The 23,805-nt window shown below is 41.8% G+C and carries 17 protein-coding genes and 2 pseudogenes; 14 read left to right on the plus strand and 5 right to left on the minus strand.

Annotated elements, in window-relative coordinates; genetic code table 11:
• Window positions 1-58 precede the first annotated feature (58 nt).
• Entirely contained in the window at window positions 59-1,420 is a 1,362-nt protein-coding gene (gene ovoA, locus H6G92_RS16990; RefSeq protein ID WP_190894820.1) for a 5-histidylcysteine sulfoxide synthase, read from the plus strand.
• Window positions 1,421-1,422: 2 nt separating this feature from the next.
• The gene (locus H6G92_RS16995; RefSeq protein ID WP_190894821.1) at window positions 1,423-1,917 is read left to right on the plus strand and encodes a DUF427 domain-containing protein; all 495 of its coding nucleotides are present in this window, start codon (window positions 1,423-1,425) and stop codon (window positions 1,915-1,917) included.
• A gap of 114 nt (window positions 1,918-2,031) precedes the next feature.
• Here the strand turns inward: H6G92_RS16995 and ilvC are convergent, their stop codons facing one another.
• On the minus strand, window positions 2,032-3,027 hold the full coding sequence (gene ilvC / locus H6G92_RS17000) for a ketol-acid reductoisomerase (RefSeq protein WP_190894822.1): 996 nt from the start codon (window positions 3,025-3,027) through the stop codon (window positions 2,032-2,034).
• A 442-nt stretch (window positions 3,028-3,469) separates the two neighbouring features.
• Between ilvC and H6G92_RS17005 the strand changes: the two genes are divergently transcribed.
• The 7 genes from H6G92_RS17005 to H6G92_RS17035 all read left to right on the plus strand — a co-directional run bounded on the left by H6G92_RS17005 (window position 3,470) and on the right by H6G92_RS17035 (window position 11,735).
• A complete protein-coding gene (locus H6G92_RS17005; protein ID WP_190894823.1) occupies window positions 3,470-4,408 on the plus strand; it encodes a DUF4349 domain-containing protein in 939 nt (312 codons plus the stop codon).
• A gap of 234 nt (window positions 4,409-4,642) precedes the next feature.
• The gene (locus H6G92_RS17010; RefSeq protein ID WP_190894824.1) at window positions 4,643-6,001 is read left to right on the plus strand and encodes an NAD(P)/FAD-dependent oxidoreductase; all 1,359 of its coding nucleotides are present in this window, start codon (window positions 4,643-4,645) and stop codon (window positions 5,999-6,001) included.
• 203 nt (window positions 6,002-6,204) lie between these two features.
• Complete coding sequence (locus H6G92_RS17015) at window positions 6,205-7,440, plus strand: LL-diaminopimelate aminotransferase (RefSeq protein WP_190894825.1); 1,236 nt, start codon at window positions 6,205-6,207, stop codon at window positions 7,438-7,440.
• Window positions 7,441-7,876: 436 nt separating this feature from the next.
• Window positions 7,877-8,746 (plus strand): zinc metalloprotease HtpX, encoded by an 870-nt coding sequence (locus tag H6G92_RS17020; protein ID WP_190894826.1) that lies wholly within the window; start codon window positions 7,877-7,879, stop codon window positions 8,744-8,746.
• Window positions 8,747-8,829: 83 nt separating this feature from the next.
• Complete coding sequence (locus tag H6G92_RS17025; protein ID WP_190894827.1) at window positions 8,830-9,264, plus strand: hypothetical protein; 435 nt, start codon at window positions 8,830-8,832, stop codon at window positions 9,262-9,264.
• A 161-nt stretch (window positions 9,265-9,425) separates the two neighbouring features.
• A complete protein-coding gene (locus tag H6G92_RS17030) occupies window positions 9,426-10,706 on the plus strand; it encodes a M16 family metallopeptidase (RefSeq protein WP_190894828.1) in 1,281 nt (426 codons plus the stop codon).
• 165 nt (window positions 10,707-10,871) lie between these two features.
• The gene (locus H6G92_RS17035) at window positions 10,872-11,735 is read left to right on the plus strand and encodes a fructosamine kinase family protein (protein WP_190894829.1); all 864 of its coding nucleotides are present in this window, start codon (window positions 10,872-10,874) and stop codon (window positions 11,733-11,735) included.
• On the opposite strand, the gene H6G92_RS17040 is transcribed toward H6G92_RS17035, so the two are convergent.
• Together H6G92_RS17040 and H6G92_RS17045 are read right to left on the minus strand one after the other, a co-directional pair.
• Window positions 11,676-12,212 (minus strand): hypothetical protein, encoded by a 537-nt coding sequence (locus H6G92_RS17040; RefSeq protein WP_190894915.1) that lies wholly within the window; start codon window positions 12,210-12,212, stop codon window positions 11,676-11,678. The two genes, H6G92_RS17035 and H6G92_RS17040, sit on opposite strands and share 60 nt — an antisense overlap.
• Before the next feature lie 210 nt (window positions 12,213-12,422).
• The gene (locus H6G92_RS17045) at window positions 12,423-12,743 is read right to left on the minus strand and encodes a TMEM14 family protein (RefSeq protein ID WP_190894830.1); all 321 of its coding nucleotides are present in this window, start codon (window positions 12,741-12,743) and stop codon (window positions 12,423-12,425) included.
• Window positions 12,744-12,850: 107 nt separating this feature from the next.
• Between H6G92_RS17045 and H6G92_RS17050 the strand changes: the two genes are divergently transcribed.
• The 4 genes and pseudogenes from H6G92_RS17050 to H6G92_RS17065 all read left to right on the plus strand — a co-directional run bounded on the left by H6G92_RS17050 (window position 12,851) and on the right by H6G92_RS17065 (window position 21,028).
• Entirely contained in the window at window positions 12,851-14,185 is a 1,335-nt protein-coding gene (locus H6G92_RS17050) for an ATP-binding protein (RefSeq protein ID WP_190894831.1), read from the plus strand.
• 259 nt (window positions 14,186-14,444) lie between these two features.
• Window positions 14,445-15,734 carry a tellurite resistance TerB C-terminal domain-containing protein gene (locus H6G92_RS17055; protein ID WP_190894832.1) on the plus strand — a complete coding sequence of 430 codons (1,290 nt, stop codon included), beginning with the start codon at window positions 14,445-14,447 and terminating at the stop codon, window positions 15,732-15,734.
• A gap of 96 nt (window positions 15,735-15,830) precedes the next feature.
• Window positions 15,831-17,159, plus strand: coding sequence for an ATP-binding protein (locus H6G92_RS17060; protein ID WP_190894833.1), 1,329 nt, complete (start codon window positions 15,831-15,833; stop codon window positions 17,157-17,159).
• 452 nt (window positions 17,160-17,611) lie between these two features.
• Window positions 17,612-21,028: pseudogene (locus tag H6G92_RS17065) on the plus strand (leucine-rich repeat domain-containing protein).
• A gap of 298 nt (window positions 21,029-21,326) precedes the next feature.
• Here the strand turns inward: H6G92_RS17065 and H6G92_RS17070 are convergent.
• Window positions 21,327-21,437, minus strand: a pseudogene (locus H6G92_RS17070) (Uma2 family endonuclease); the annotation flags it as partial.
• 56 nt (window positions 21,438-21,493) lie between these two features.
• Window positions 21,494-22,696 carry an AGE family epimerase/isomerase gene (locus H6G92_RS17075; protein ID WP_190894834.1) on the minus strand — a complete coding sequence of 401 codons (1,203 nt, stop codon included), beginning with the start codon at window positions 22,694-22,696 and terminating at the stop codon, window positions 21,494-21,496.
• A 198-nt stretch (window positions 22,697-22,894) separates the two neighbouring features.
• Here H6G92_RS17075 and H6G92_RS17080 point away from each other — a divergent pair, with 198 nt between their 5' ends.
• Window positions 22,895-23,794 carry an aspartoacylase gene (locus H6G92_RS17080; protein ID WP_190894910.1) on the plus strand — a complete coding sequence of 300 codons (900 nt, stop codon included), beginning with the start codon at window positions 22,895-22,897 and terminating at the stop codon, window positions 23,792-23,794.
• Window positions 23,795-23,805: the final 11 nt, after the last annotated feature.

Below are 23,805 nucleotides of genomic sequence, written 5' to 3' on the forward strand. Positions count from 1 at the left end.
TTTAATAAGAAGTCGTAGTTTATGTAATTTGTTTCATGAATGTTCTGTCAAAAATATCATGGCTTTAGTTCAAACGATAAATAAACTGACATCAAGTCAAGTCCCCACACTCAATGATTGCAATTCACAAAGCCTGCTCAACTACTTTGAGAATTCTTGGGAACTTGAAGAAACACTCATGAAAAGTTTGGTTGGGGAAGAAACTTTTTATCTTAACCCCGATCCTTTAAGAAACCGTCTAATTTTTTATCTTGGTCACTCAGCTGTTTTTTTCATCAATAAGTTAATTCGCGTTGGTTTAATCAAAGCTGGAATTAATTCAGAATACGAAACCCTATTTGAAATCGGAGTTGATCCACAAACACCAACAGAACTCGACGCAGCTATGCAAGGGGTTAGCTGGCCTGATGTCGAAAAAGTTTGGCAATACCGAGAAAAGGCAAAAGAAGCGATCGCAAAAGTTATTCAAAATACTCCCCTGGATCTGCCGATTCATCAACAGCATCCCTTCTGGGCTTTGCTGATGGGAATAGAACATAGTCGGATTCACTTTGAAACCTCTTCGATGCTGGTGCGTCAATTGCCTAGCGATCGCTTAAAGTGTCCCCAAGGCTGGAATTATGCACCTAGCAACGGTAATATTCCCAACAATGAAATGCGCCAGGTTCGCGGTGGTGTGGTGAAATTGGGAAAACCCAAGGATGATCTTACTTATGGTTGGGATAGCGAATATGGCGATCGCACTGTTGAAGTTAAACCGTTTTTAGCTAGTCAATATCTCATCACTAACGGTGAATATCTAAAATTTGTTCAAGCTGGTGGTTACAATAATCCAGACTACTGGAATGCTGAATCTTGGGATTGGAAGCAACTCTACAACGTCCAACATCCCAAATTCTGGATACCTTTCCAGGATGGTTATCGCTATCGAGCCATATTCGACGAAATAGACTTACCCCTAGACTGGCCTGTAGAAGTAAATTACTACGAAGCGATCGCATTTTGTCGTTTTCAAGGCTCAGACATGCGCTTGATAACTGAAGCTGAATGGAATCAAGCCTTACTTACCTCTGAGGATAACCAGTTCTCAACTAACTATAATCTCAACTTACAATTCATTTCCCCTAGCCCAGTGGGAATGTTCAAACCAGCTAATACCGCTTCTGGACTTTACGATCTCAGAGGAAACGTCTGGGAATGGTTAGGCGACACATTCAACGCCCTACCAGGGTTTCAACCTCATCCGCTTTACGAAGATCAAGCAGCACCCTTTTTTGATGATAAACATCAGATGATGCTTGGCGGTTCTTGGGCTACTAATGGTTCAATGGCATTACCAACTTATCGAAACTGGTTTCGTCCCTACTTTTATCAACACGCTGGTTTTAGAATTGCTCAAGATTTGAAAGGAGATTGTTGAGAATGCGACCAAATCGAATCCCACCAGAACCCGGTCAAGAATCAGTTTGGGATTATCCTCGTCCGGCTCGTTTAGAAGATAGCAACAAATCAATTCGGATAATTTGTAATGGTACTGTTTTAGCAGAAACAACTAAAGCTAAAAGAGTTTTAGAAACTAGCCATCCTCCTGTTTATTATCTTCCTTCTGAAGATATTAAACTAGAATATCTGATTGAAACACCTAAAAAAACTTGGTGTGAATGGAAAGGCAAGTGTCAATATTATGATATCAGCATCGGTGATAAGTATATAAATAACGCTGCTTGGCGATATATCGAACCCACACCTGATTTTGTAACGATTCAAGAATACTATGCTTTTTACCCTAGTTTAATGGATGCTTGCTATGTAAATGATGAGCTAGTTATGTCTCAACCTGGCGATTTTTATGGTGGATGGATTACTGCTGATATTGTCGGGCCATTTAAAGGTAGCCCTGGAACAATGGGGTGGTAATTTATCAGCTAACAATTCATGGACATCATATAGCGGTTCCCACTCAGATGGGGAACAACGTTAGATAGCAAGATGTAGGGGCACGGGATGCTGTGCCCCTACTTTCTGTTTTGCTTAAGCTTTTTTCAACCAGCTAAACATAGCGCGTAAATCTTTGCCGACTTCCTCAATTTTGTGTTCAGCTTCTTTGCGACGCATAGCTGTAAATCCTGGTTTACCAGCTTGGTTTTCTAGAACAAATTCCCGTGCAAATTGCCCAGATTGAATTTCGCTGAGAATTTTCTGCATTTCAGCTTTGGTTTGTTCAGTCACAATCCGCGGGCCACGGGTATAATCGCCATATTCAGCTGTGTTAGAAATGCTGTCGCGCATTTTGGCTAAACCGCCTTCTACAACCAAGTCAACAATCAGCTTGACTTCATGCAGACATTCAAAATAAGCCAATTCTGGTTGATAGCCAGCTTCTACCAAAGTTTCAAATCCGGCTTTGATTAAAGCACTCAAACCACCGCACAATACTGCTTGTTCGCCAAATAAATCTGTTTCGGTTTCTTCGCGGAAAGTCGTTTCGAGAATACCCGCGCGAGTACCACCGACACCTTTAGCATAAGACATCGCGCGATCGCGTGCCTGACCACTGGCATCTTGATAAACTGCAAACAACGCTGGTACGCCTTCACCCTGTTCATAAGTCCGTCGTACTAAATGCCCTGGCCCTTTTGGTGCTACCATCACCACATCTACGTTAGTCGGTGGTACAACTTGCCCAAAGTGAATATTGAAGCCGTGGGCGAAGGCTAACACATTCCCTTCTTGTAGATTGGGTTCAATTTCGTTTTTGTAAATCGTTTTTTGGACTTCATCAGGTAACAAAATCATGATGAAATCAGCAGCATTGGCAGCATCTGCAACATTCTTCACAGTTAACCCAGCAGCTTCAGCTTTTGCTACTGACTTACTACCCGGATATAGTCCCACAATCACATTCAAACCACTATCTTTGAGATTGAGAGCGTGGGCATGACCTTGAGAACCATAGCCGATGATAGCAATAGTTTTTCCAGCCAAAAGGTCTAAATTGGCATCTTCGTCATAATACATCCGGGCCATAGAAGCATCTCCTGTCAGCAAGCATCGTCATTTATTGGCAGGCTTACGATTGTACCTCAAATTGAGTAACCACAGATTAACTGTCAACCATTAAAAATTCGTAATTCGTAATGGGCTACGCCCCGCTACGCTAACGTAATTCGTAATTAAACCAAGGTTCAGACTCTATGGGTCGTGCCGTTACGGGTGTGGTCTAAATCCCCATCCGTAACGTGATTACGTTAGCGCAGCGCGAAGAAAGAGTGCACGTACTCCCGCAAAGAAGCAAGCTACGCGTAGCGTCTCAGCGTCTGTCTGCAACATACTGCACGAACGTAAAGAGCGTCATTAGTAATTACGAATTACGAATTAGTTTGACCCTGTTACATAAATCGCAACAATACAGGCTTTGAGTTTTACTTCAGCAATACTGGGGTTAACTTCATCTATCTAGGGGTAGATTATGTCCGCTTCAACTAAATTACCGTGCACATCTGCTTTATTTGTGAGTGCATTATTAGGAGGGTTGATTTTCACCGGTTGCGCCTCTTCGGATCAGTCAACAAGTCGTCCGGCTTTGCCTCCAATGGCAGCCGATGGCGCAGCAAATCAAGCAATGGCACCTGCTAATGAAGGCAGTATTTCCCAAAAGGCGGAAGCTGCACCAATGGCCCGTTCTCGTCCGCAACTCATTAAAAAGGCAGCAATCTCTTTGACTGTCAACTCTGTAGATCAGACTGTTGATGCTGTTTCGCAAATTATCAATAAACAGCAAGGGGATTTGATCGGGTTGAAACAACAACAACCCAAAAACGACAACCCGCGTCACACAGCAACAATACAATTGCGGATACCAGAGAACCGACTGGAAACTACCTTAGAAGAGCTAGCTAAATTGGGCACTGTCGAAAGTCGTAATATCACTGCCGAAGATGTGGGCGATCGCCTCGTAGATTTCCAAGCCAGATTGACCAATTTGCAAAAAACTGAAGCCAATTTGCAAAAAATTATGGATCGGGCAGGTTCTGTTAGAGATGTGCTTAGTGTTGCCCAAGAACTGAGTAATGTCCGAGAAACCATAGAACAAATTAATGCCCAACTAAAAAGCTTACAAAATCAAGTTGCATATTCCACTATTACGCTGAACTTAAAAGCAGCAGTTTCTAGCACCAGTTCACAACCTGCCTTTGGTTTGCAAGTTCAGGAAACTTGGAACAAATCGACTCACTCCCTTAGTTCATTTTCCGTTGGCTTACTCAAACTGGGTATTTGGTTAATTGTTTACAGTCCCTATTTGTTAATTTTTGCTGCCCTTGTCTATGGCTTTAACCGTTGGCGGCGAACTCGGCGAACTGATTCACCACGTTTAACACAAGCACCAGAATCAACTAGTTCTGAGTAAATTTGCATAAATCCTACATCTACCGTTGATAAATTTACATAAGCAAAGAGTAATTCAAATATTGCCAACTCTTATTGTTTGCGCCTCCATCTGGAAAATTTCTCTTTATCCTGTAGTTTTAGTTACTTTAATACTTTTTCAAATGTAAAGAGCAATACAAAATATGTGATGACAATTTTGATACAAATTTGTTAAGAATAGTTACAATAGTCGGCATACACGATAATATTTCTTATGGTAAATTCACTTGACAATAATCCACCCCATAAAGTAGTTATTGTTGGCGGTGGTTTTGGTGGACTTTATGCGGCAAAAACACTCGCTAAGGCAGCCGTAAACGTTACTCTGATTGATAAACGTAACTTTCATCTATTTCAACCCCTTTTATATCAAGTTGCGACAGGTGCCCTATCTCCTGCGGATATTTCTTCGCCGTTGCGTTCTGTATTAAGCAAAAGCAAGAATACGAAAGTGCTATTGGGAGAGGTAAATAATATTGATCCAGAAGCACAACAAGTGACTGTAGGCGACGAAGCAATAGCTTACGATACGTTAATTGTCGCCACAGGAGCCAAGCATTCCTACTTTGGCAAAGACAACTGGGAAGAATTCGCCCCCGGCTTGAAAACTGTAGAAGATGCCATAGAAATGCGTCGCCGGATTTTTACGGCATTTGAAGCCGCAGAAAAAGAAATCGATCCAGAAAAACGCCGGGCTTGGTTAACCTTTGTAATTGTTGGTGGTGGCCCAACAGGTGTAGAGTTAGCTGGTGCGATCGCAGAATTGGCAAATCAAACTCTCAAAGAAGATTTCCGCAACATCGACACATCGGAAGCCAAGATTTTACTATTAGAAGGGCTGGATCGGATTCTGCCACCCTTTGCACCAGAGTTATCACAAGAAGCGGAAGCATCCCTGACGCGTTTGGGGGTGGTTGTCCAGACAAAAACATTGGTAACGAATATTGAAAATGATATTGTTACTCTCAAACAAGGCGATGAAGTTAAAGAAATTGCCTCAAAAACGGTATTATGGGCAGCAGGTGTAAAAGCTTCAGCAATGGGAAAAGTGCTAGCAGAACGCACAGGTGCTGAGTGCGATCGCGCTGGACGGATTATTGTCGAACCTGACTTGAGTATTAAGGGACATCCCAATATTTTTGTAGTTGGCGACTTAGCAAATTTTTCTCATCAAAATGGTAAACCCCTACCTGGTGTTGCACCTGTAGCCAAGCAAGAAGGTGAATATGTCGCAACATTAGTTCAACAGCGGCTTGCAGGTAAAAATTTGCCACCCTTTGCTTATACCGATCATGGTAGTTTAGCAATGATTGGACACAATTCTGCTGTGGTAGATTTGGGCTTTATCAAGCTGAAAGGTTTCTTTGCATGGCTGTTTTGGCTGGTGATTCACATCTACTTCTTAATTGAATTTGACAACAAATTAGTAGTAATAATTCAGTGGGCCTGGAACTATTTCACCCGTAATCGCGGAGCAAGATTAATTACAGGACAAGAATCAATCACGCAGTTTGGAATTAGCGATCGCAACATTTACACATCAGCCGACAATAAACAGCCAGTAAATGTCTAGTTAGGCATTGGGCATTGGGAAAAGACAAGGAAGACAAGGAAGAGGGGGGAGACAAGGAAGAAACTTGTTTAATAATTCTCCCTTGTCCCCCTTGTCCCCCTTGTCCCCTTGTCTCCCCCATCTCCCCCATCTCCCTCATCCCCACTCCCCGCCCTCATAAATTAGCAGTAAGCTATTTGAGGGCGTTTTTCATAATCTATATAATGGCAACTATTAACGACAACTACCTGAAACTGAAAGCGGGTTATCTGTTTCCAGAAATTGCTCGGCGGGTGAATGCCTTTGCAGAAGCCAATCCTGATGCTAAAATCATTCGGCTGGGTATTGGCGATGTTACCGAACCTCTGCCGGAGGCTTGCCGCACAGCTATGATTAAAGCTGTGGAAGAGATGAGCGATCGCAATACCTTTAAAGGCTACGGGCCAGAGCAAGGCTACGCTTGGTTGCGAGAGAAAATTGCCACTCACGATTTCCAAGCACGGGGAGCTGATATAGATGCTTCCGAAATCTTTATCTCCGACGGTTCCAAGTGCGACACCGGCAATATTTTGGAAATCTTTGGTCATGACAATATAATTGCCGTTACTGACCCCGTTTACCCCGTATATGTAGACACTAACGTGATGGTGGGGAATACGGGAGATGCCAACGATAAAGGCGAGTTTGAGGGTTTAGTTTATCTACCAATTACGGCTGATAACAACTTCACAGCCGAAATTCCCTCAAAAAAAGTAGATTTAATCTATCTCTGCTTTCCCAATAACCCCACTGGCGCAACTGCAACCAAGGAATATTTAAAAGCATGGGTAGACTATGCCAAAGCTAATAACTCGATTATTTTCTTTGATGCAGCCTACGAAGCTTATATTACCGATCCGTCGATTCCACATTCAATTTATGAAATTGAAGGTGCAAGAGAAGTTGCGATCGAGTTTCGTTCCTTCTCCAAAAATGCAGGTTTTACAGGAACTCGTTGCGCGTTAACTGTGGTACCGAAGACACTCACAGGAAAAGCCGCCGATGGTTCCGATGTGGAACTATGGAAACTATGGAATCGCCGTCAGTCCACCAAATTTAATGGCGTTTCTTACATCGTCCAACGGGGAGCCGAAGCGGTTTACTCCGAAGAAGGACAGGCGCAAATCAAAGGATTAGTTAGTTTCTATCTAGAAAACGCCAAAATTATCCGCGAGAAACTCACAGCCGCCGGATTATCAGTTTATGGTGGCGTAAATGCACCTTACGTCTGGGTGAAAACGCCTAATGGTTTATCCAGCTGGGAATTCTTTGATAAGTTACTGCAAACTGTCAACGTTGTGGGAACACCTGGTTCTGGCTTTGGTGCTGCGGGTGAAGGTTACTTCCGCATTTCGGCGTTTAACAGCCGGGAGAATGTGGAAGAGGCGATGAAGCAGATTGCCGAGAAGTTTAAAGTGTAAAGCGATCGCTTTTGTTAAACTCATTCTATTAGTCTAAAGGTTACGGTGGGCTGTATTATCCACCGCAACCTGATAGATAATTATTGAGATTCAGCTTACTTATATTTTGGTTATGACTGCTGCCATCCCCGTTTTTAAACCTGTTAGCCAGATGCACTGAGCACCCGGTAGCACGGTGACAATTCCAGATGTTAGCTGCCAAGAATTTGAATCTATAGATAGATGTCTTTTTATTATCTATAAATATATATTTTATCAAAAGAGCACGTATCAAAAACAACTAAATTTTTATTTATAAAATTTAAGTAGGAAAACCGTACTTATCTGATAGGTTTTCTGTACCATATATCTAAGTTTAGCTGGATACAATCAAGATGTAGCTTAATTAATGCTGTTTTCTAGAAAATTTATACAGCATTAGCAGGAGAGCGAAAATATGGGAAATCAAGTGAAAACGGTTGCTTTGCTAGCTGCATTAAGTGGGCTTTTGATAGCTATTAGTTACTGGGTAATTGGCGGTAGTAGTGGCTTGATAATTGGAATCGGCTTGGCAGCAGTAACAAACCTGTTTTCGTGGTATCAATCAGATAAAATTGCGCTGGCAGTATACCGGGCCCAGCCTGTGAGTGAAAGGGAAGCACCAGGACTTTATCGGATGGTGCAGAAATTGAGCGATCGCGCGAACATTCCCATGCCCAAAGTTTACATTGTTCCAAGCCAAGGTGCTAACGCCTTTGCTACAGGGCGCGATCCAGAACACGCTGCTGTGGCTGTTACCGAAGGCATTTTGAATATATTGCCAGAGGATGAACTTGAAGGAGTTATCGCCCACGAACTCACCCACATTATTAATCGTGACACCCTCACACAAGCCGTTGCTGCTACTGTTGCTGGTGCTATCTCATTCCTAGCCCAAATGGTGAGTTACAGCTTATGGTTTGGCGGTGGTTCACGAGATGGTAACAGAGGTGCAAATCCTTTGGGTGTTTTATTAACAGTAATGCTTGCGCCATTGGCTGCGACGATTATTCAGCTAGCAATTTCGCGTACACGAGAATTCTCCGCTGATGCAGGTTCTGCTAGGTTAACCGGTAATCCCCGCGCCTTAGCTAGGGCATTACAACGCTTGGAAGCCTCAGCAAGGCAGATGCCTTTAAATGCCAATCCAGCTTATGAGCCGTTATTAATTATCAATTCTATCTCTGGACAGTTTATGGGTAACTTGTTCTCCAGTCACCCTGCTACAGAGGCGCGAGTTGCAGCATTGCTTAAACTAGAGCAACAACTGCCAACAACAGCTTATTAAGCCTATCAGAATGAGTAATAATTATTAGTAGAGGGTGCAGTTTTCATCCGAAAGTAAGCTTTGCAATTAAGGATGTTTGAACGATGACTGCTAACAATATCGAATCCTTTGAAACCACAGTAATTGAATCTACAGAATCCATAGTAATTGTAGAAATCAGTTCTGAAACAGACGAATTAGTGGAAACCGAAATGGTTGGTGAAACTGATGAGGTGAAGCGCGAAACCAAAGCGCTTATTGAAGCGTTAAAAAGACGCGCTCAAGCTGAGGCTGATTCAGCAGGTACTCTCACCCGTGAAACCTATTTGAAAGTTGTGCGTCAAGCACGCGAATTGATTGAAGGCAGGAAGCTGATGGAACGCGATCGCCTTCGCCTAGAAAACTCTTGGGCGATAATTCAGGATGAAGCTGAGAGAAACTGGCACTTAATGATGAAAGACTTAGTAGACTTCAGCTTTCGCCTGCAAAAGGCGGCTATTGCTGCTTGGGAAACCTTCAATCACCCTTACTCTCGTTAGTTCGACGAACCTCTCTCTGTCTTGAATTAAAGTTCAAGTCTGTCCCTCTCCGAGTCGGAGAGGGACAGGTTTTGCGTACTAAAACCTCTTAGTGGTCTTTTTATATAATTTTCTGTCACGGATAAGATAAAGGAGTAACATAGCTCCTCACGCAAGTAGCAATGACTTCAACCCTACGGAAACTTCCTCGTCTTAATACCCCAACCCTGCATCAGTTGCCCAATGGTTTGACAATCATAGCGGAGCAGATGCCAGTTGAAGCTGTAAACCTAAACTTATGGATTAAAGTTGGTTCAGCCGTAGAATCTGATGCCATTAACGGCATGGCTCACTTTTTAGAGCATATGATTTTTAAGGGAACAGAACGACTGGCTAGCGGTGAGTTTGAACGTCGAATTGAAGAACGGGGTGCTGTTACCAATGCCGCTACTAGCCAAGACTATACTCACTACTATATAACCACTGCCCCCAAAGATTTTGCCGAGCTTGCTCCACTACAAATAGATGTAGTATCAAATGCTAGTATTCCTGATGATGCTTTTGAACGTGAGCGATTAGTAGTTTTAGAAGAAATTAGGCGTTCAGAGGATAATCCCCAACGGCGTACATTTCGACGAGCAATGGAGACAGCCTTTGATGAACTACCTTATCGCCGTGCGGTATTGGGGCCAGAATCGGTGATTGCCGAACTTAAACCCCAGCAGATGCGTGATTTTCATACTAGTTGGTATCAACCCCAGTCAATTACTGCTGTAGCTGTGGGCAATTTGCCTGTGGAAGAATTAATTGCGATCATTGCTGAAGGATTTACAAAAGCTCATCAAACTCAGTACTCACCACTCCCTACTCACGACTCACCCCTAAATCCTGAGTCACCATTTACAGAGATTGTGCGTCGAGAATTTGTAGATGAAAGTCTCCAGCAAGCAAGGCTAGTGATGGTTTGGCGGGTTCCAGGAATGGTTCAGTTAGATCGCACCTATGGACTGGATGTTTTAGCCGGAATTTTGGGACACGGACGGACATCAAGGCTGGTGAGGGATTTAAGAGAAGAACGGGGATTGGTTTCTTCAATTTCTGTGAGCAACATGAGCAATCAGCTGCAAGGGATATTTTATATTTCAGCTAAATGTGCAGTAGAAAATTTAGCACAAGTAGAGGATGCGATCGCTCAACACATTCGCAAAGTCCAAACCGAGTTAGTCACAGAATTAGAAATTGCCCGTGTGCGGCGGCGAGTAGCGAACAGATTTATTTTTGGCAACGAAACACCAAGCGATCGCACTGGGTTATATGGTTACTATCATTCCTTGGTGGGAGATTTAGAACCCGCCTTTAACTACCCAGATCATATTCAGAGCCAAGATGCAACTGACTTGATGCAAGCAGCCAAAGAGTATCTTTCTCCAGATGCTTATGGTGTAGTTGTCGTCAAGCCGTAAATGAAAAATGGGGAATGGGGCATAGAGAATAGACAAGGGAGACAAGGAAGAGGGGGGAGACAAGGAAGAGACTTGTTCCATAATTCCTCCTTGTCCTCCTTGTCCCCCTTGTCCCCCTTGCTCTCTGCTCCCCCTGCTCCCTCATCCCCACTCCCCAATTTAACAATGTGGACTCAAATCGATGCTCAAATTAGCCAGGTGACTGGCGAAAAATTTAAGAGTCAGCAACGGCGAACAGTTGGTGGCGGGTGCATCAACCAAGGTTATGCTGTTTCCAATGGTGAGATAACCTACTTCCTTAAGATTAACCAAGCATCCGAAGCTGCGATGTTTGAGGCTGAGGCAATGGGTTTAAAGGAAATGCTCGCAACAGCTAGTATTCGCGTCCCAAATCCTATTTGCTGGGGTGTAGCTGAGAATTCTAGCTACATCGTGCTGGAATGGTTAGAACTTGCTAGCGGTAACAGCAATTCGTGGGAAGAGATGGGGCGCAAGTTGGCGGCGATGCATAAAGCTAGCAGTAGCCAAGGTTTTGGTTGGAAAATTAACAATACCATTGGTTCCACGCTCCAAATCAATACTTGGACAGCAGACTGGACAGAATTTTATATTAAACATCGCCTGGGTTATCAATTTCAGTTGGCAAGGCGACGGGGAGGAAATTTCCCCTCTTCAGAAAAATTACTAGCTGCCATCCCTGAACTATTAGCAGCACACCAGGTGCAACCTTCTTTAGTACATGGCGATTTATGGGGTGGAAATGCTGGGTGTACTAACTCAGGAGAACCTGTGATTTTTGATCCAGCAACTTATTTTGGCGATCGCGAAGTTGATATTGCCATGACAGAATTGTTTGGTGGGTTCCCCGCAGCGTTTTACAAAGGTTATAACGAAGTCTTTCCTTTAGATGCAGGCTATGAGCAAAGAAAAACGCTCTATAACCTATATCACATTTTGAATCACTTCAATTTATTTGGCGGCGGTTATGCTTCCCAGGCAAACCGGATGATTGACCAGATTTTGCGCTAAGTAAAGCATTTCATTAATTCGTAGCGAATTCAATTTGGCAATACCCGACAATATAGCGGTTCTCAATTGCGTGAAATACAAACTTAACCCCCAGCCCCTTCCCTGCAAGGTAAGGGGAGTAAGCCTCAAAGCCTCTCTCCTTTTAGGAGAGAGGTTTGGAGAGAGGTCAAAATGTATTGCATTCAAACGAGAAGCGCTATATGCATCGGCTTGCCTTGTTAATGCATCGGCTTGCATTGTTAATGCATCAGGTTGCATTGTTAATGCATCGGCTTGCATTGTTAATGCATCAGCTTGCATTGTTAATGCATCGGCTTGCATTGTTAATGCATCGGCTTGCATTGTTAATGCATCGGCTTGCCTTATTAATGCATCGGCTTGCCTTATTAATGCATCGGCTTGCATTAAAAACATTACGCTTTTACGCAAAACTTTACTGAGTATAGGATTGCAGAAACACCCGATTGCTCGAATCACTGCTGCAAATTACCACTTCTCTGACTCTGAAAGAACGCCTTAAGTAAGTCGGCACAATAAAACCAAACTGTGTGAAGAAAAGTAAACAAGGCTCAAACTCTTTCTCCCCCTGCCCCCTGCCCCCTGCCTTTTTCCAACGATAATTATTTACGCCAACCTACTTAATAGGTGAGAAAAAATAGAAGGGTGGTTATTTCTTGGAGACTGATGCTACCTTAAAGCCACCATTTGATTCACCATCACCGCCAATGCCAGCATACCCAAAATCGTCATTAATCCCGCCGGCATAAACTTGCGTGTTTTAGCCAATCTAAATGCAAAGACGACTACTAAAACGGCAGTAACTAACACTGCTAAAATCGAACCCCAGGTTTGTCCTTGGAGTTGAAAGTAAGCGGCAAGTATTAATAATAAACCGCTAATGCTACCACTTAGGAGCGAAACCTTACTTTTAGCCTGAATGTAACCAATGATGCCACCAGCAATTGCTAATATGCCGTAGGCAAAAGCAGCAATTATACTTAAATTCATTGTTAAAACCTATGTAGATTTTGACTTTACTGCCAAGGTCAGCAGACAATTTACCATAGCTATTTAGCTATACCACACAGTTAATTGATGGAAATCAAGCGATACTAATGGCAAGTTCTTCCTCATATACAAAGGTTCAATATCTCCAACGCCAAGCAGCGTCACTTTTACTGTACCAGTCTGTTCTCCAAAGCGAAGTAGGGATGGCATTTCTGGAACTGTTGCAAGCTATACGTTACACTGATGCCGATGCACGGGGTTCTCTCCAAGCCTACGGCAGTTACTTCCACGCTTTGGCTGCTAGAAATGAAAATTGGGAAGACTATTTAATTACTCAACTTCTCTTGTCTAAGAATCCTTTTACAAAGCTGGCTGAAGTGCAAGAATTTGATGATTTGCCTCCAGCTTTAATAGCAGCAGTTCGCCATGATTTACAAATATTGCAAAGTCTCTATGAATGTAGCAGCGCTTCTTTAAGTGAATGGATACAAGGTGTAGCTCACATGCCGATTTCACCAGTAGTGTGGTATAAAGAGCAAGAATTCGTAGGAGGAGAGACAAAGTTCGCTACGTATCTACAACAGTTAGACAATTGGGGTGATGCTGTAGAAGAGTTAGCAGCTTATTATCGGCAATGTGGCTCTGGTTTATTTGCAGAATATCGCGCTTTACGCTGGCAAGCTGGCCAGTTTATTGGTATTCGGTATTCTGATCCAATTAAGCTGAGTGCGCTTGTAGGTTACGAGTCTCAAAGAGATGCTTTGCTGAAAAATACAGAGTTTTTATTATCAGGAGAAATGGCACTACATGTATTACTTTACGGTAGTCGGGGTTCTGGCAAATCTTCTTTGGTGAAATCTTTGTTAAATGAATATAGCAATCGCAGCCTTCGCTTATTGGAAGTGGCAAAATCTGATTTAAAAGACCTACCAGAAATTGTGGAACATTTACGGGGAGTATCACAAAAATTTATCATCTTTGTCGATGATCTTTCCTTTGAAGAAGATGATGATGCCTTTAAAGCGCTCAAGGTAGTTTTAGAAGGTAATTTAACCGCGCGTCCGCAAAATGTAGTTGTATATGCTACTTCCAATCGCCGCCACCTGATTCGGGAGTTTTTTGTAGATAGACCTACCCCCAAGGATAACGACGAAATCCATGCCTGGGATACGATGCAGGAGAAACTTTCGTTTAGCGATCGCTTTGGTTTAACCTTGACCTTTGAACCAGCCGATCAGAAAACTTATTTAAAAATTGTACAACATCTAGCCGCCCAAGCTGAAATTAATATTACCCAAGAAGATTTAGAATTTCAAGCATTACAATGGGCAACTCGCCATAATGGTCGTTCTGGACGTACAGCACGGCAGTTTGTTGATTTTTTAAAAGCAGATTTAAAACTATTTAATGTAAATAAGGATACATCAAAAAGTTCAGGTTAAAATTAGTTCATTAATGATTGCACTTTTTTGTTACTTACAGAACAATGTTATGCACCAATAATCACAATTAAAGATTTTAGAACGACTATGATACCAACTTGGGAAAAAATGTCTTGTTTCAACAAACATAGCAACGGATTGGAAACCGCTTTTATTAAGTCTTTCTCTATCGTCTTGTAGAGAAGCAGGGCGTAGCCCATTGCGAATTAGTATGAGACTTACTTGTTCTGATAATTTAAATCCGCTAAAAACCAGCAATATGCAATCAGTAATGATCAGCAATCGATTTATATTAGGCATAGTTGCCTTTAGTGTGAGTTTTGGACTTAGCCTCGTCCCAAACTGGGATTTTAATAAAGCCTTTCTCACAGGTTTAATCACTGCCGTTACTATCTATGCAGCAGCATTATTCGTAGATAAGCGACGCAGAAATTATGAAATGTTTATTTTAGGTTCTCTCCGCAAGCGAATTAAAGAAATGGAGGAATTGAAAGCTCGCGTTGTCAGAGAAATAAACCAAATCGAAGAACATCATAATTTATTATATTCAGAGTCACAACAACTGCAAAATCAAGTCACAGAAAGCCGTAATCAAAGGGATAGTTTACATCGAGAATTAAGAACATTTGCCGGACAAAAAAAACAGTTAGAAACTGAAATCGGTAGCCTGCAAACTGAAATTAATAACTTGCAGAAAAATCAAGCAGAATTGAACAACGCTTTTTCTGTCCTGACAGCAGAAAAGCGCCGTCTAGAGTCAAATTGTAATGTATCTCGCAGTGAAATCACCCATTTGCAAAGTCAAATTTCGGAACTTCAGCAGGAGAAACAAGAAATTGAAAGCAATTTAACTCTTTTAGGCAGACTCAAACCCCAATTAGAAGAAAAACTCTACGAATTGAGAATTGCAATTCAAGAGTTAGAAGTTGAGACAACCCAAAAAAATCAATTACTAGTAGCGACAAAAACCGAAAGAGAAAATATCCAAGCTATCCTAAATGCTTCACAAACTCAACTCGCAGAACAAAAAGCTGAATTACAGCAGTTGCAAGGGCAAATTTCATTGTTGCAAGAAGAACGAGATTTATTGCAAAATCAAGTATGGGAATTACTTCAACAAATAGAAACATTCAATCCAGAACCTTTGTCTGATAATTCCCAAGAAAATGATAATGAGTTGTTTCCTTTTTCTGAAATAATGGAAACTACAGAAATCAAAAACACTTCGGAAGTTGATATATCAGATAACCTACCTGAAGAATGGACTAATTTTTTAGAAAATCTCCCAGTATACGAACTAGAAGTATTAAAAGCTATAGTCAAAGAAGATAATCCTAAGGCTGCTATTAAAAAAATTGCCGAAGCAAATATCACTATGCCGAATTTATTAATCGATTCTATAAATGAACGAGCAAATGATACTATTGGTGAATTAATAATTGATTCCAATTCTGAAAGCCCAGAAGTTTATCATGAGTATATGACGCATGTCAAAAAAATGATTTCTGTGTATGAAGACCTCATGGCTAGACATGCTTCATCAAATTAAATTATTATTGCCGTCGTAAGATTAGTAGTAAGGTGAATATCTACCTTACCTACTTGCTGCGTACTTCTGCGTTTAGAATAAAGTAAAGTTTAATACATGGCAAAGCTCAAAATCTCGAAAAAAATCTCCACTGCTTTAATCAATTCTCTTGGTGCGGGGGTAGTACCAAGAGTGGGAGTTGAATATATAGCAGTAGGTCGAGAAAAAGAACTAAAAAGCCTATTACAAAATCTTGATGATATTGCAGAAGGTGTAGCAGCATTTCGCTTCATAATTGGTAACTATGGTTCCGGTAAAAGTTTTTTACTGCAACTAATTCGCAACCGCGCTATGGAGCAAGGTTTTGTAGTAGCTGATGCTGATTTATCCTCTGAACGTCGATTAGCTGGAAGCAACAATGAAGGTGTAGCCACCTATCGAGAATTAATGAGCCATCTAGCTACAAAAACTCGTCCTGATGGTGGTGCTTTAGTCTCAATATTAGAAGGATGGATTAATAAAATTCAACAAGAAGTGGTTAAAGAAACTGGAATGCGTCCGAATGATGATGGTTTTGATGACCAAGTTGAATCAAAAATTAGAGAAGTAGTTCAGTATATTGAAGATTTAGTTCACGGTTTTGATTTTGGTAGCGTGATTATTGCTTATTGGCGCGGCTACCGAATGGATGATGATAATCTAAAAAATGCAGCAATGCGCTGGTTGCGGGGAGAATTTACTACTAAAGTTGAGGCGAAAGCAGCTTTAGGAGTGCGGGTAATTATTGATGATGATAGTTGGTATGACTATATAAAACTGTTTGCGAAATTTGTCGCTGAGATTGGCTATAAAGGACTGTTAATTTTAGTTGATGAAGCTGTACACATATATCAAATATCTACTACAGTCACACGGGAAAAGAACTATAATCGGCTCCTGGCAATGTTTAACGATACCATGCAATGTAAAGCAGAACATCTTGGTATTGTTGTTGGTGGAACAACTAAATTTTTAGAAGACCCCAAACGCGGACTTTTTGCAGACCAAGCTTGGCAAAGACGCACAAAAGAAAGCCGTTTTGTTGCCCAAGCTAATGTTCAGGAACATTTAGGGCCAGTGATTCGGCTAAATCCGTTGAGTGAAGCAGAAATATTGACGCTTCTGCAACGTTTAGCTGAGATTCATGCACTCAATTTTGGGTATGAACAGACTTTGACAAATCGTGAGTTGAAGGAGTTTGTCCAAGAAATTATTAATCGCTTGGGTGCAGAAGCTTTACTTACACCAGGAGAAATTGTGCGAGATTTTATGAGTGTGTTGAATATTCTTCACCAAAATTCAGGAATTGCGTTTGGTGAATTAATTCATGGCTCTAAATTTAAACCTACTGCTGTGGGTAAGGATGCAGATGTGGATGAGGATAATGCAGCCGAATTTAGTTTGTGATGAATGATGAAGACACTGAACTAGAAGAGCAAGCAGATTACTCTACGAAGTTTACTCTTTAGTAATTGGTAAACCTAGCCAATCGCTAAGTTCAAAAAGATTAATATGAATTGTGATAATAGAAATATTTAAAATCCAGATTTAGATATATGCGATCGCTACATCTAAAGACGCGATGTCTACGACGGGCTACGCCTACGCCTAATACCATTTCACTTTAATAATGATACAAATACGCTGGTAAGGGCATGGCAATGCCATGCCCCTACGAGAAATCTATATGTATCAGGATTTTTGTGAATTGGTATAAATCCGAAATATCCCAAACAGCGATCGCTTTTTCCCATCATCTTAAGACACGATCGCCAAAAAATGATAATCTGGCATTTTTCTCTAATCAGTTAAGATAATCTTCATCAATCTTCTTTCCTTTTACCCTTCTCCTTGGAATTATGACGCAGGATGAGTTATTGGTACTGATAGATCGCGCGGTGGCTGAGGGTTGGCAAGAGTTAGACCTGTCGGGACAGGAGTTGACTGAGTTACCAGTGGAAATTGGTAAGTTGAAGCAGCTTGAGTCTTTGATTTTGGGAAAGAAGGTTGAAGGTTATGAACAAGTAGGAGGCCGCGAACTCCATAAGGTTTCAGGCAACAATTTAAAAACGCTTCCACTCGAACTATTGGGTTTGCCTAATTTGCGTAAGTTGGATATTAGTGGCAATCCTTTAGAGAGCATTCCCGATGTGGTAACGCAAATACTACATTTAGAGGAACTTATCTTAATTCGAGTAGAGCTAACTGAAATACCTAATGCGATCGCGAATTTAACCAATCTGACCACCCTTTACCTCAGTTCCAACAAAATTACCCAGATTCCAGAGGCGATCGCGAATTTAACCAATCTGACTTGGCTTGACTTCCGTGACAACCAAATAACCCAGATTCCAGAGGTGATAGCTAATTTAACCAATCTGACTAGGCTTTACTTCGGTTACAACAAAATTGCCGAGATTCCAGAGACGATAGCGAATTTAACCAATCTGACTGGGCTTGACCTAAGTGGCAACCAAATTACCGAGATTCCAGAGGCGATCGCGAATTTAACCAATCTGACTGGGCTTTACCTCTATAACAACCAAATTACCGAGATTCCAGAGGCGATTGCTAATTTAACTAATTTGACTACCCTTCTCCTCAGTTTGAACCAAATTGCCGAGATTCCAGAGGCGATCGCTAATGTAACCAATCTGACTAGGCTTGACTTCCGTGACAACCAAATAACCCAGATTCCAAAGGCGATCGCTAATTCAACCAATCTGACGGAGCTTTACTTCGGTTACAACAAAATTACCGAGATTCCAGAGGCGATAGCTAATTTAACCAATCTGACTAGGCTTGACCTCCGTGACAACCAAATAACCCAGATTCCAGAGGCGATCGCTAAATTAACCAAACTGACGAAGCTTTATCTCAATTACAACAAAATTACGCAGATTCCAGAGACAATCACTAAATTAACCAATCTGATGGAGCTTTATCTGGGTTCCAACCAAATTACCGAGATACCAGAGGCGATCACTAATTTAACCAATCTGACTAAGCTTGACCTCAGTCGCAACCAAATTACCGAGATACCAGAGGCGATCGCTAATTTAACGAATCTGACGCAGCTTGACCTCAGTCGCAACCAAATAACCCAGATTCCAGGGGCGATCGCTAATTTAACCAATCTGACGCAGCTTGACCTCAGTCGCAACCAAATAACCCAGATTCCAGAGGCGATCGAAAGTTTGTCGAAATTGGAAAAACTAGATTTACGGGGAAATCCGCTTCCTATTTCACCAGAGATTTTAGGATCTTCTAATGATGTTGGTTCAGTTGAAGATATTTTCAATTACTTGCGATTACTCCGTAGCGGTGAAGTGCGTCCACTCAACGAAGCCAAACTCTTGCTTATCGGACAAGGTAGCGTCGGCAAAACATCCCTCATTGAACGATTAATCCACAATAAATATGATAAAAATCAACCCCAAACCGACGGACTCAATGTGGAAACTTGGAACGTGCAGGTCAATAGTAAAGGCATCCGCCTCAATGTTTGGGACTTTGGCGGACAGGAAATTTATCATGCCACCCATCAGTTTTTTCTGACTAAGCGCAGTCTCTATCTCCTAGTTTGTAATTGTCGCACCAGCGAAGAAGAAAACCGCATCGAATATTGGCTCAAACTAATCGAAAGCTTTGGCGGACTGTCCCCCGTGATTATCGTTGGCAACAAAAAAGACGAACAACCCCTCGACATCAATCGCAAGGCATTACGCGAAAAATATCCTAACATCCAAGCGATTATCGAAACCTCCTGCCAAGACAATATCGGCATTGATGAACTTCGCACCGCTATTTTGCAGCAAATCGCCAACCTCAAAGAAGTCTACGACCTTTTACCCCTCTCATGGTTTGAGGTTAAACAACAACTCGAATCCATGACTGAAGACTTCATCGACTACGACGATTATCTGTGCATCTGCTACGACAAACAGATTCGCAAACAACAAGACCGTGAGCAACTGATCGATCTCCTCCATCGACTTGGCTTAGTTCTCAACTTCCGCGATCATCCCATCCTCAAAAATACCAACGTCCTCAAACCCAACTGGGTGACAGAAGGCATTTACGCGCTCCTGAGCGATGAAGACCTCAAAACTAAAACCAAAGGCATTTTCACCCCCGCTGATCTCACCCGCATCCTCAATCCAGAGCGCTACCCCACCGAGCGTCATGGCTATCTGATCGGGCTGATGAAAGAATTTGAGCTTTGCTTTGCACTAGAATGTCACCCACCACAATTTCTAATTGCGGGACTTCTGCCTAAAGACGAACCAGACGAAACAAAACTCCAAGGCGAAACCCTCGAATTTCAATACCATTACAAAGTTCTCCCCGAAAGCATTATTTCCCGCTTCATCGTCAACACCCACGAAAAAATCCATAAGCAAATCTATTGGCGCAGTGGCGTAATGCTGCAATATTAAGAAAACAACGAAATCTACAACATCGCTCGGATTAAAGCCGATCCCGAAGATAAAAAAATCTTCATCACCATTAGCGAACGCAAAGAAACCCGCCGCTTATTTCTCGGCATCCTCCGCGATGTCTTCCAAAAAATCCACAAAAGTCTCCCCAATCTCGAAATCACCGAATGGGTTCCCGTTCCCGGCCATCGCAATCATCCACCCCTCGATTACCAAGAACTCCTCGGACTCGAATCAATGGGCGTTCTTGAATATCCAATTGGTAAACTCAAAATAAACATCAATATCCGTCAACTACTTGATGGGTATGAAGATATAAGAACTCGACAAAGACAACAAATAGACAAAGAAATTATTGAATCATTCCCGATTAAAAAACCAATTATGTCAGAAAACATCAGAAACCAAATATTTGTTAGCTACAGTCATGAAGATGCAGAATGGTTAACAGAACTACAAAAACAACTAAAACCCTATATTCGTGCAGAAAGTTTTATCGTTTGGGATGACACCAAAATCAAACCTGGCGCAAAATGGAAAGCCGAGATTGAAAAAGCATTAGCTACGGCTAAAGTTGCTATCCTGCTAGTCAGTCCTGACTTTATAGGCTCTGATTTCATCGACAGACATGAGCTTCCCCCCTTACTCAACGCAGCCGAACAAGAGGGATTAACCATTTTCTGGATTCCAATTAGTGCAAGCTCATACAGAAAAACCGACATCGAAAAATACCAAGCTGCTCACCCTCCAAGTAAACCCCTCGACACTCTAAATAAGCCAGAACGTAATCAAGCTTGGGTGAAAATTTGCGAAGAAGTCGAAAAGGCAATGAAATAGAACCTATGTTAACATTGACCAAATTTAACTTAAATGTTATCGAAATAGGGAGCAAATTAGACATAGAACTAAAGTTTCCCTGTGGTAAAGAGACTTTTTTAACTTCAGAGTTGATCGCATAGGTTGAAACGATTCTCGCCTTTTATTTGATGAAAATTGAACTAGCGATCGCGAGTAAGGATGCAGATGTGGATGAGAATGGCGTAGCAGAATTTGGTTTGTGATTCACTCTTTAGTAATTGCTAAACCTAGCCAATCGCTAAGTTCATAAGCTAGCCAGTCAAGTTCATTACCAAAGAATCAGTTCTCCTCGAATTAATTCAATACGATCGCCCTCTGTCAGAAATCCGAGTTCAATCAATTGATGGTATTCTGCGATCGTAAATCGCTTAGGTGTCACAACATTCATGAGACATCTTTCCAATAGTACTTGTACACTAGCAAAGATCAAACTGACTGCGTTATTTACCGCCGCAGGCTTTCTAATGCCTCAAATTGCTGCCAACAAAGGTACAATGCACGCGGTACGTGAAAACATCCTTTCCATTTGCCACCTTTGAGGTTTAACAATACTTCTCCACGCCGATTGAGATAGCCAAACCATTCACCGTATTCTGCATCAGCAAAGTGTGACCAGGCGTAATCATGCATCTTTTGATACCATTCCCAACATACCTCACGCCCCGTTAAGCGATAGCCCATTGCTAATGCAACCAATGACTCTAGGTGAACCCACCACAGCTTTTGATCCCATTCCAATTGTTGTGGGGGATGACCATCTGCATCCATAAAGTAATACAATCCACCGTACTCGCTATCCCAAGCAAAATTTAGGATATTTAGCACCACATCAACGGCTTGATTAATAGTTTTGGTGTCGTTTTGGCGACGGGCGATATCCATGATGAACCACATCGCTTCGATACCGTGACCTGGGTTAATTAAGCGTCCCTCAAAAGAATCTATGTGGGAACCGTCAGGGGCAACGTTTTCGTACATTAGTCCCCGTTCTTGGTCGAGAAAATCGGTCATCACTTCGCGGACAGTCTCAGCTAAGACATTCTCTAGGGTTTCTTTTGGCAGCAACCATTCCATTTCTAGAGTCAGGTTGGCTAAAATCATTGGTACAGCCAACGATTTCATCGGGCGTGTGCCGGGATAGGTTTTATTATATTTGCCCTTGGGGTTGTCCTTACGGCGTAATACGTTGTTATAAGCCTGCATTGCTACATCTTTGGCCCATTCTTCGCCGCCTGCGAGTGCATATTTACTAAATGCCATCGCTGCAAAGCAATCAGAGAAAATATTGTAAGGTTGAACTAGTGGTTTTCCTTCACGAGTGAGGGCAAAGTACCAGTTACCATCGCTATCTCTGCCATGTTGGGCGAGAAAATTCGCGCCATTGCTGGCAATTTTCAGCCAATTCTCGCGCTTTTCTAGCTGGTTGTAAAGCATGGAAAAAGTCCACACCTGACGGTTTTGCAACCAGATGAATTTGTCTGTATCATAAATTTTGCCTTTGCGATCGAGGCAGGTAAAATAACCGCCTTGCTCCCAATCGAGAGAATATTTTTCCCAAAATGGAAGGACATCGTTGAGGAGAGCGTTTTTGTAAAGTTCAGCGTAGGCGTAGCCCGCCGGAGGCATCGCTTGAAAATCCTGCTCCATAAATTTCCTCCCCTTTTGCGCTAAAACTAACAGCTTAACAGTTATCACATTTTGGCTCGAACATCGAGCGTAGGCGTAGCCCGTCGTAGACATCGCGTCAATCTTTTACAAGATTTAGTCAGCAGCAGTTATACTTCTATCTTGGATCTTGCACCATTCTCAATAACTGTAGAGTATTTTTTTAGATATGAGGTTGTTATGAGTCAGATTGAACGAGTTGCGATCGTTGGAGGAAATCATGGTAATGAGTTAACAGGAATACATTTAGTCAAAAAGTTTCAGCAGTATCCTAATTTAATCAACAGAGTAAGTTTTGAAACTCTGGCATTACTTGGGAATCTCAAAGCTATTGAAGAAGGCAAACGATACATTGACAAAGATTTAAATCGTTGCTTCACCAATCAAGGCTTACAAAATCCCCAACTTTTAAGTTATGAAGATACGCGGGCAAAAGCAATTCAACAGATACTACAACCGCAAAATCAGCCTTTTGTGGACGTAATTGTTGATTTGCACAGCACAACTGCAAACATGGGGTTAAGTCTGATCTTTTGTGATATGCATCCTTTCTTACTTCGGTTAGGCGCTTATTTAAGTTCTATTAATCCGATGGTAAAGATTTTTGTTAATCAACAATCTAGAGAAGGTGGTTTTCTCCGTTCTTTGTGTGAATTGGGTTTTGTTATAGAAGTTGGTGCTGTAGCTCAGAATATTTTAGACGCCGAATTATTTCAGCAAACAGAACAGCTTATTTATGCAATTTTGGATTATTTTGAAGGGTATAACCAAGGTAATCTTCCGCAGATAGACAGCAAGCTTACACTCTATCAATATATTAAGACTATTGATTATCCGAGAAGTGATGCCTACGGCGGGCTGCACCGACGCGGTGAAATTCAAGCCATGATTCATCCCCAGCTTCAGTTTAGAGATTATGAACCTTTGAATCCAGGTGATCCAATGTTTCTGACTTTTGCAGGAAAAGATATTTTCTATGAGGGAGAATCTACTGTTTATCCTGTTTTTATTAATGAAGCAGCTTACTACGAGAAAGGAATTGCAATGTATTTAGCTCAAAAACAACAAGAGGTAGTTTAATTTATTCGCCC

The organism is Nostoc foliaceum FACHB-393 (assembly GCF_014698505.1).
Classification (GTDB): Bacteria; Cyanobacteriota; Cyanobacteriia; order Cyanobacteriales; family Nostocaceae; genus Nostoc; species Nostoc foliaceum_A.